At 40.8% G+C, this 9,180-nt stretch carries 10 protein-coding genes and 1 pseudogene; 9 read left to right on the top strand and 2 right to left on the bottom strand.

The window, feature by feature from the left end:
* Positions 1-341: 341 nt before the first annotated feature.
* The 4 genes from V7K42_RS24610 (at position 342) to V7K42_RS24595 (ending at position 3,020) form a co-directional block, all read left to right on the top strand.
* Entirely contained in the window at positions 342-596 is a 255-nt protein-coding gene (locus V7K42_RS24610; RefSeq protein WP_334919882.1) for a SemiSWEET transporter, read from the top strand.
* 21 nt (positions 597-617) lie between these two features.
* Entirely contained in the window at positions 618-2,273 is a 1,656-nt protein-coding gene (locus V7K42_RS24605) for a B12-binding domain-containing radical SAM protein (RefSeq protein ID WP_334919881.1), read from the top strand.
* A gap of 77 nt (positions 2,274-2,350) precedes the next feature.
* Entirely contained in the window at positions 2,351-2,539 is a 189-nt protein-coding gene (locus V7K42_RS24600) for a CPXCG motif-containing cysteine-rich protein (protein WP_012411100.1), read from the top strand.
* A 19-nt stretch (positions 2,540-2,558) separates the two neighbouring features.
* On the top strand, positions 2,559-3,020 hold the full coding sequence (locus V7K42_RS24595; RefSeq protein ID WP_334919880.1) for an SRPBCC family protein: 462 nt from the start codon (positions 2,559-2,561) through the stop codon (positions 3,018-3,020).
* Between the two features lie 9 nt (positions 3,021-3,029).
* On the opposite strand, the pseudogene V7K42_RS24590 reads toward V7K42_RS24595, so the two are convergent.
* Positions 3,030-3,419, bottom strand: a pseudogene (locus tag V7K42_RS24590) (SDR family NAD(P)-dependent oxidoreductase); the annotation flags it as partial.
* A 241-nt stretch (positions 3,420-3,660) separates the two neighbouring features.
* On the opposite strand from V7K42_RS24590, the gene V7K42_RS24585 reads away from it, so the two are divergent.
* The 3 genes from V7K42_RS24585 to cofG all read left to right on the top strand — a co-directional run bounded on the left by V7K42_RS24585 (position 3,661) and on the right by cofG (position 5,999).
* A complete protein-coding gene (locus V7K42_RS24585; RefSeq protein ID WP_334919879.1) occupies positions 3,661-3,852 on the top strand; it encodes a high light inducible protein in 192 nt (63 codons plus the stop codon).
* A 325-nt stretch (positions 3,853-4,177) separates the two neighbouring features.
* Positions 4,178-4,939 (top strand): beta-carotene ketolase CrtW, encoded by a 762-nt coding sequence (gene crtW, locus V7K42_RS24580; protein WP_334919878.1) that lies wholly within the window; start codon positions 4,178-4,180, stop codon positions 4,937-4,939.
* A gap of 82 nt (positions 4,940-5,021) precedes the next feature.
* The gene (gene cofG / locus V7K42_RS24575) at positions 5,022-5,999 is read left to right on the top strand and encodes a 7,8-didemethyl-8-hydroxy-5-deazariboflavin synthase subunit CofG (RefSeq protein WP_334919877.1); all 978 of its coding nucleotides are present in this window, start codon (positions 5,022-5,024) and stop codon (positions 5,997-5,999) included.
* Positions 6,000-6,011: 12 nt separating this feature from the next.
* On the opposite strand, the gene V7K42_RS24570 is transcribed toward cofG, so the two are convergent.
* A complete protein-coding gene (locus tag V7K42_RS24570; RefSeq protein WP_334919876.1) occupies positions 6,012-6,641 on the bottom strand; it encodes a Uma2 family endonuclease in 630 nt (209 codons plus the stop codon).
* A 162-nt stretch (positions 6,642-6,803) separates the two neighbouring features.
* Between V7K42_RS24570 and hflX the strand changes: the two genes are divergently transcribed.
* Positions 6,804-8,549, top strand: coding sequence for a GTPase HflX (gene hflX / locus V7K42_RS24565; RefSeq protein ID WP_334919883.1), 1,746 nt, complete (start codon positions 6,804-6,806; stop codon positions 8,547-8,549).
* 222 nt (positions 8,550-8,771) lie between these two features.
* Entirely contained in the window at positions 8,772-9,035 is a 264-nt protein-coding gene (grxC, locus tag V7K42_RS24560) for a glutaredoxin 3 (protein ID WP_334919875.1), read from the top strand.
* Positions 9,036-9,180: the final 145 nt, after the last annotated feature.

Genomic DNA, 9,180 nt, shown 5'->3' with positions numbered 1-9,180 from the left:
AGGAAACTACAGTACAAAACGTGTCAAATTTGACTTTAATCGTTCTAATTAACTTTTCGTTACATAGTTATAAATTTTCCCGCCCAGCTACTTACGCCTTTATTGTTGCAGTTATCCCGTGAAGAATTAATTCATAGGTTTCGCTAATGTCAATCACATATCCTTTAATGATTAGGATAAAGCTGAAAGGAGAAGGGAAAAGAGTTTAACTTTTTCCCTTTTTGTTTTCTCCATTTTCTACCTCACGTTACAATGTAAAATCGAAGATATTAATCCAGTATTATAAAAATCAATTTCTAAGTGTTTAACAAATAAAAGCTTTGTTTTATAGGTTTGTCTAAATGGATTTTCTGACAATTCTAGGATTAGCGGCTGCCACAATAACCACAATCTCTTTTTTGCCACAGATGTTTAAAACGTGGCAAACAAAATCAGCAAAAGATGTTTCTTTGGTAACGCTGATTACATTTATAACTGGTGTTTTTTTGTGGTTAATTTATGGAATATATCTACAATCGTTACCGATTATTCTTGCTAACAGCGTGACATTGATTTTTAACTTGATTATTCTATGGCTTAAAATTAGATATAGATAAACTTGCCTCTAAAAAACACCTGTGACATCATCTGTATTTACCTCTGAACGTCTCCTGTTCACACCCACCACCCCAGATACCAACGCTATCCCCATAATCTTCGCCTTTCCTAATGAATATAGCGTAGGTATCACTAGCCTTGGATATCAGGTAGTTTGGGCAACTTTGGCAATGCGTAATGATGTGCAGGTGAGTCGCCTGTTTACAGATACTCACGAACAACTCCCCAGAATACCAGAAATTATCGGATTTTCGATTTCTTGGGAACTGGATTATGTAAATATTTTAAATTTACTGGAATCTTTAGATATTCCAATTCTGGCAACTTCTCGTGACGATTCTCATCCAATAATTTTTGGTGGTGGCCCGGTTCTCACTGCTAACCCCGAACCTTTTGCAGATTTTTTTGATCTAATTTTACTGGGGGATGGCGAAAACCTACTGGGAAATTTCATTGAGGTGTACAAAGAAGTAAGAAATGCTTCTAGACAAACTCAACTAAAAAGACTTGCACAAGTCCCAGGAATTTATATTCCTAGTTTGTATGAAGTCGAATATCACACAAAAGATGGTGCAGTCAAGTCAATTAAACCAATTTCTACAGAAATTCCCGCAGTGGTGCAAAAACAGACTTATCGCGGAAATACTCTCTCGGCATCGACTGTAGTCACCGAAAAAGCCGCATGGGAAAATATTTACATGGTGGAAGTGGTGAGAAGTTGTCCAGAAATGTGCCGCTTTTGTTTGGCGAGTTATCTCACACTGCCTTTTAGAACAGCCAGTCTTGAAGATTCCTTAATTCCAGCGATCGCAAAAGGTTTAGAAGTCACAAATCGGCTAGGATTATTAGGGGCTTCTGTAACTCAGCATCCAGAGTTTGAAGATTTGCTAGATTATATAAGTCAGCCAAAATACGATGATGTCCGTCTCAGTATTGCATCAGTGCGAACAAATACCGTAACAGTCCAGCTAGCAGAAACTTTGGCAAAACGAGACACGCGATCGCTTACCATTGCAGTAGAGAGTGGTTCTGAAAAAATTCGGCAAATCGTCAACAAAAAGCTGCATAACGACGAAATTATCCAAGCAGCGATAAATGCCAAAGCTGGCGGATTAAAAAGCTTGAAACTCTACGGAATGGCAGGAATTCCCGGTGAGGAACCAGAGGATTTAGACCAAACCGTGGCAATGATGCGTAATATTAAAAAAGCTGCACCAGGATTACGCTTAACATTTGGATGCAGTACCTTTGTACCCAAAGCACACACACCATTTCAATGGTTTGGAGTAAATCGTCAAGCAGAAAAGCGGTTGCAGTTTTTGCAAAAACACCTAAAACCACAGGGGATAGAGTTTCGCCCAGAAAGCTATAATTGGTCGATTATACAAGCTTTGTTGTCGAGAGGCGATCGTAGACTCTCCCAACTTCTTCAACTAACTCGTGACTTTGGCGACTCCTTGGGTAGCTACAAACGTGCTTTCAAACAACTCAAAGGACAGATACCCGATTTAGATTTTTACGTCCACGCTGATTGGTCTACAGAGCAAATATTACCCTGGAGCCACTTGCAAGGGCCCTTGCCACAGTCTACACTACTAAAGCATTTGGCTGATGCTAAGAGTTATATCAACCCATCTCCAAAAGAACTACAGCCACTACTGGGGACTAGGGACTAGGGACTGGGGACTAGGAATCAAAATTTAATATCCAATTCTCAATTCCCCATCCCAATAAATTCATCGCTGAAAACTTGATGCAAAACACAGCTGAGTATTACTGCGCCTATTGCGGCGAACCGAACTTAACTTTTATTGATTTGAGTGCTGGAGGACAGCAATCTTATGTAGAAGATTGCCAAGTTTGCTGTAACCCAAATATTTTATATGTCCGGGTTGATGAAGATACCCTAGATATTGAGATTGATACAGAATCCGAAAGTTGAATTTTAGGTTTTTCTTTCCATGCTGCACTTTAAACATTCCTCAGTAATTGATGCCTCACCAGAAGTAGTTTGGAAATTTCACGAAAGGCCAGATATTTTACAACTGCTGAATCCACCTTGGCAGCCAGTTCAAGTGGTTCGTCGTGAAGGGGGGCTGAACGTGGGCGCTATCACAGAATTTCGCCTGTTTCTTGGCCCATTACCATTAACTTGGTTAGCGCGTCATACTGAATGCGACAAATATCGCCTGTTTACCGACGAACAGATATCTGGCCCTTTTGAGTCTTGGGTACATCGACATGAATTTGAATCGGAAGCTGGCAAAACTAGGCTGACTGATGCTATTTCCTTCTCTATGCCTGGTGGAGGAACAGTTGAATTTGTCAGTGGTTGGTTAGTGCAAGCGCAATTAGAAGCAATGTTTCGTTATCGCCATTATGTGACTAAACGAGAATGTGAGTCACAATACAACTTGGGTTAATAGCAAAAATTAATTATCCTGATTCTTCAACCCTTGCCGTGAAACCCACTTTATCAAACCAGGAAACAGGCGGTATAAAGCTTGTGAGAAATTCGCCGAACCAACCATCACTTCTGACTTCTTATTCTTAACAGCATCCCGGATAGCATTTGCCACATCTTCAGGCTTCTCCACCACCGGAGTTTTCAGCACATACTCAAGCTGTCCACGGCGAGTTTGAGTATCTTGCTCATCCTTGCCCCGAAAAACTGTTCGTTTCATTAAAGTACTCTTAATTAAATTCGGATAAATCCTACAAACATGAATACCTTTTGGATGTAATTCTACTTGTAGCGCTTCCGTCAACCCAGTAACACCAAACTTACTAGTACAGTAGGGAACCAAGTAAGCAGTTGTTATATTTTTTTAATAGTTTTTTAGTAAATTACAAGTTCTCACATAGCAGTTGTTTCGTAAAAATACCTCTGCTCCATAGGCTAATAAAAGCTATTATTGAACTTTTGTTAGATAAGTATTTCTTGAACTCCTTAAAATCTCATTCTTTAGAGTTGCATCTACTTTTCAACTAGAGACAGATAACACCAAATAGGTAAGTTAAGTAATATGAACAATGTAATTAGCTCCTTAAGGTAACTTAACAATGGCACTTTATCCTAGCGATAAAACTGAAACTGCATACAATGGCAAAGACCGCAATGCTGCTGAACTTGGTCTAACCCCTCAGTCTGAACTTTGGAATGGCCGCTTGGCTACGATCGGTTTTCTAGCTTACCTAATTTGGAATCTCAATGGCTATGGCGTACTACGAGATGTACTTCACCTCATTTCCTAAACCACGCACTAATTATTACTGTCTTTGTTGCAGGCTTAGATTGTATCCAAAGTATTAAAGATAATACACTGGTTATATAAAGTACCAATGTACTCAGTGTTATTATTTATGTAAACAAATCTTGAAACCAAAAACAGTTTTTAGAATAGCATCTACTTGTGTAATAATAGTTCAAGTATCTTAACGTTTGTACATATTATTAGGGTATTGGCGCTGTCCAATGCAAAACACTGACTACTAATAGAGTTTTATGAATGGTGGTTAGTGATTTTTGTCATGACTATATATTAGAAATTTTCAATTTAATACAAGGCGGAGTAAAAGCGTGATTCAATTGGAACAACCACCCAATCATCAAATAAAATTGACCTCAGCAGTGAAAATTAAATCTCAATTTAAGGGGCTTTCCATTGCTCTTATCATTATTACTGTATGGGTTGTTAGCCTGAGTTTATTACTTTCGTTTGACATCTCCAAGCTAACATTTTGGATGCTATTACCTAGTATCCTATGGCAAACATTTTTATATACAGGATTATTTATTACATCTCATGATGCTATGCATGGGGTAGTTCTTCCCAAGAACCCTAAGATTAATCATTTTATTGGAACATTAACCTTATCCCTCTATGGTCTTTTACCCTATAAGAAATTACTGAAAAAACATTGGATACACCACCACAATCCAGCTAGTCAAATAGACCCAGATTTTCATAATGGGAAACACAAAAATTTCTTTGCGTGGTATCTTCATTTTATGATGGGTTACTGGAGTTGGGGACAAATAATTGCCCTAACTATTATCTATCATTTTGCTAATCATACTCTCCATATACCTCATGACAATTTAACGTACTTTTGGGTCATTCCATCGATTTTAAGTTCATTGCAATTATTTTATTTTGGGACTTTTCTACCTCATAGTGAACCCATAGGAGGTTATATTCAGCCTCATCGTTCCCAAACTATTGCCCGTCCAATTTGGTGGTCGTTTATCACGTGCTATCATTTTGGCTACCATGAAGAACATCATGAGTATCCCCATATTACTTGGTGGCAGTTACCAGAAATTTACAAAGCAAAATAGTTCTTGTTTATTATAATGACAACAACGATCGCACGGTAATCTATATAGTTTTAAGTAGGCATTTTTTGAGATTATCCTGCTTATGCTAGTTAATAATTCTCGTCTTGTCACCTATAGTCCTGCTTATACAATAGTTCCCACTTACGAATGCTTTAATCGGTGTAGTTACTGCAACTTTCGTAGTGAACCGGGTAAAAGTCCTTGGATAAGTCTTTCAGATGCAGGAAGTATTTTAAAATCACTTCAAAGCGAAAAAGTCTGTGAAATCCTCATTCTCAGTGGTGAAGTGCATCCCCATTCCTCAAGGCGTGAGGCGTGGTTTGAGCGAATTTATGATTTGTGCGAATTAGCGCTTTCTATGGGGTTTTTACCACACACCAATGCGGGGCCATTGAGTTTTCAGGAAATGCAAAAACTCAAGCGTGTTAATGTTTCGATGGGGCTGATGTTGGAACAGTTAACGCCAACATTGTTAAATAGTGTACATCGGCACGCACCGAGTAAATTACCAGAAGTGCGTTTACAACAATTGCAATGGGCGGGAGAGTTGCAGATTCCCTTCACGACTGGGTTACTGTTGGGAATTGGAGAAACTGAGGATGATTGCTGGGAAACTTTAGAAGCCATATCTGGCTTGCACCAACATTACCATCATATTCAAGAAGTCATTCTGCAACCTCATAGTCCAGGAAATCAGCAAACCTTTGATGCACCTGCTTTTGATCCTCATCAACTACCAGAAGTAATCGCTAAAGCACGTGAGATTTTACCGTCAGATATTACTATTCAAATTCCGCCGAATTTAGTTAAGGATGATTGCTGGTTACTCGCTTGTATTGAAGCTGGCGCGCGAGATTTGGGTGGAATTGGGCCAAAAGACGAAGTTAATCCCGATTATCCCCATATTCAGGAGCAAACTTTGAGAAATATTTTACAGCCTGCGGGGTGGGAATTGGTGCCTCGTTTACCAGTTTATCCGCAATTTGATAGCTGGTTGTCGGGGGAATTGCAAACAGCAATGAAGCACTGGCGAAAGACTCTAACCCCAGTTTTTCTGTAGCTGTGTAAATTCTTAAATTTGTCCCTTCACCCATTCTCGAAAATTCCGCGTCATTTTCATCATGCCAATTCTTTGACTTTCTTCTAAAAACCGAGCAATTTCAATTAAAGGCAATTGTGCAAAAGTTGGCGAATTATTACACTCTATATATTGCCCTTCTTGGAGTTGGTAAATATACAGCAGACCCTCATCATAACGCCAAATTTCCATAATACCTAAAGACGCATAAATATCAAATTTATTCAACGAAGAACTAGTTAAATCTATTTCTACTACTAAATCCGGTGCTGGGTCACGGTTCAAATCAATTTCTGATTTGTTCCTCACCAACGCTTCATTGCGAATATAGTAACTGCTATCTGGTTCCGCACCACGCCGCAAATCTTCTCGTTTCAAAGTTGTTGAACCTGTAGGAAAAATCTCTAAATTCAACTCTTCACCCAAAACGAAAATGAGCATTTTCAATAAGCAATTCCAATGTTCATGCGGCATCAGTGGAGTCATAATTTCCAGCGTTCCTTGGTCATAGGTGATTCGAGAGGCTCTATCCTCTCCAATCTCCGCTAGCATGGTTTCAAAAGTCTGCCAACTGATATTTTTCAATACAGCCCTTTGTTCTGAGGCGGCGCGTGTTGTTACCATTGCTCAATTTGTGGGTTACTACTATCAAAATAACGTCAAACCAATATCCTCCGCGAACTAACTCATAATGCATCCCTCAGAAGATATAGATAGCAGCCTAAACCCTGTTGTAAAATAGACATAAGAAGGATTTGGGGGGCCATTTACTGGTCATAAACGCCTATAGAAACTATCTACGGAAATCTCCAAGGTTTGAAGTCCAGCCAGCTGAAACAACTACAGCGGCTGTATCACCAGCGTATACCAGGCGATCGCATCACCACGCCTGAGTTTTCCCAGCGTCTGGCAGCAATTAGCACAGAAGTCAATCAGCCTGTGTGCGCCTACATCAACCGTCGCGGACAAGTCATTCGCGTCGGGGTAGGTACACCGCGTCAAACCCAAATACCACCGATGGAATTGCCCCGTTACGGTGCAGAACGACTAAGTGGTATTCGTTGTATCGCCACCCATCTGAAGCCAGAACCGCCAAATGAAGCGGCACTCACGGCTATGGCCCTGCAACGCTTAGATGCCCTAGTTGTCCTAAATATAACCGGAGCCGGATTTACACGGCGGGGCGGCGGTGCAACTGGGTATGTTAAAGAAGCTTATTTAGCTCATCTAATACCCCAAGAGTCTCGCACCCTAATTACTAGTCCTGCGGCTTTCAAAGTAGAAGAGAGCAAAATTCAAACCCCAAGTTGGAATATATCGCCACCTATGGATTTGGATGATTTAGCAGACCAGGATTTAGTAGACTTGGTGGAAAATCTGGAAGCAGAATTCCAGCGCGAATTTATCGCCCAGGAAGTAGATGCTGACCACGATCGCGTGCTAATTGTGGGGCTAATGACCAGTGAGACAACTCCCCTACAATTCCAAGATACCCTAGTAGAATTGGCACGTTTAGTTGATACTGCCGGGGGAGATGTATTACAGACAATCCAACAAAAGCGATCGCGCGTTCACCCGCAAACAGTAGTTGGTGAAGGTAAGGTGCAAGAAATTGCTTTAACTGCCCAAACACTAGGAGTTAATCTTATTGTCTTCGACCGCGACCTCTCACCCTCCCAAGTCCGCAACTTAGAAGTGCAAATTGGTATCCGGGTGGTTGACCGCACTGAAGTAATTTTGGATATCTTTGCCCAACGCGCTCAATCCCGTGCTGGTAAATTGCAAGTAGAACTAGCACAGCTAGAATACATGCAACCGCGACTGGCTGGTAGAGGTCGTACCATGTCCCGATTGGGTGGTGGTATAGGGACTCGTGGACCTGGTGAAACTAAGCTGGAAACTGAACGCCGTGCCATTGGACAGCGCATATCCCGACTGCAAAAAGAAGTTAACCAATTGCAAGCACATCGTTCGCGGTTACGGCAACGAAGGCAGCATCGAGAAATTCCCTCAGTGGCTTTGGTTGGATATACCAACGCTGGTAAATCCACTTTGCTGAATGCTCTCACTAACGCAGAAGTTTATACAGCCGACCAGCTATTTGCAACTCTCGATCCCACCACCCGCCGCTTAGTAATTCCTTATGGCGAAACAAATGAACATCAAGAAATTCTGATTACAGATACGGTAGGGTTCATACACGAACTGCCAGCATCATTAATGGATGCCTTCCGCGCCACCTTAGAGGAAGTTACAGAAGCTGATGCCCTACTACATTTGGTGGATTTGTCTCACCCAGCTTGGTTGCGTCATATTCGCTCAGTCAGAGAAATCTTGGCACAAATGCCAATAACTCCTGGCCCCGCGTTAGTTATTTTTAACAAGATCGATCAAGCTAATAGTGAGACACTAGCTTTAGCTAGAGAAGAATTTCCCTTAGCGGTATTTATTTCAGCTAGTCAACGTTTGGGATTAGAAACCCTACGCCACCGCCTTGCTCAACTAATTGAATATGCCGTTGACTGTGGGTAAAATTTGAGTAGGGAATTCAGTGTCAGCACTTTATATTAGTGTCCTAACTTTTTAACTTTGGGGAAAGCGAAATCGCCTTCCCTTTCTTATCTCTTGGCTAACTTTTTTTTTCATATAAAACTAGTTAGCGACTTCTGCGGATGAAGATAAACCAGGATAAGGTGTCTAGAGTTAGTGGCAAAGTTCTAAAATTGAGAAGTATTAAATCAAGTTGAGGACATTATGGCTGCCAGAGTAGAAATTTACACTTGGAGGACTTGCCCGTTTTGCATCCGTGCCAAAAGTTTACTGAAGAGTAAGGGTGTTGAATTTACCGAATACAGCATTGACGGAGATGAAGCAGCCAGAAATAAAATGGCTCAAAGAGCAAATGGACGGCGCTCTTTACCGCAAATTTTCATCAATGATGACCATGTTGGTGGTTGTGATGACATCCACGCTTTAGATAGTCAAGGTAAGCTGGATGAGCTACTAACTACCGTGTAAGTTTAGAAGATATTGCGATCGCTAGCAACAAGCCACTACAACTCTGTTTACGAACTTTTTTCTCGCAAAAGTATCTGTCCACAAGACTTTACCCTCCAGTTTCTACTCAGCAGTACAGATGTACGTCAATTAGTAAGATCGTCAA

This window comes from Nostoc sp. (genome assembly GCF_036917455.1).
GTDB lineage: Bacteria > Cyanobacteriota > Cyanobacteriia > Cyanobacteriales > Nostocaceae > Nostoc.
This window is presented reverse-complemented; position numbering and strand designations above follow the sequence as displayed.

What these genes read in the sequence shown, in the direction of transcription:
- V7K42_RS24610 (WP_334919882.1), top strand. Translation starts at nt 342, where the DNA reads ATGGATTTTCTGACAATTCTAGGATTAGCGGCTGCCACAATAACCACA.
- V7K42_RS24600 (WP_012411100.1), top strand. Translation starts at nt 2,351, where the DNA reads ATGCAAAACACAGCTGAGTATTACTGCGCCTATTGCGGCGAACCGAAC.
- V7K42_RS24595 (WP_334919880.1), top strand. Translation starts at nt 2,559, where the DNA reads ATGCTGCACTTTAAACATTCCTCAGTAATTGATGCCTCACCAGAAGTA.
- V7K42_RS24585 (WP_334919879.1), top strand. Translation starts at nt 3,661, where the DNA reads ATGGCACTTTATCCTAGCGATAAAACTGAAACTGCATACAATGGCAAA.
- cofG (WP_334919877.1), top strand. Translation starts at nt 5,022, where the DNA reads ATGCTAGTTAATAATTCTCGTCTTGTCACCTATAGTCCTGCTTATACA.
- V7K42_RS24570 (WP_334919876.1), bottom strand. Translation starts at nt 6,641, where the DNA reads ATGGTAACAACACGCGCCGCCTCAGAACAAAGGGCTGTATTGAAAAAT.
- grxC (WP_334919875.1), top strand. Translation starts at nt 8,772, where the DNA reads ATGGCTGCCAGAGTAGAAATTTACACTTGGAGGACTTGCCCGTTTTGC.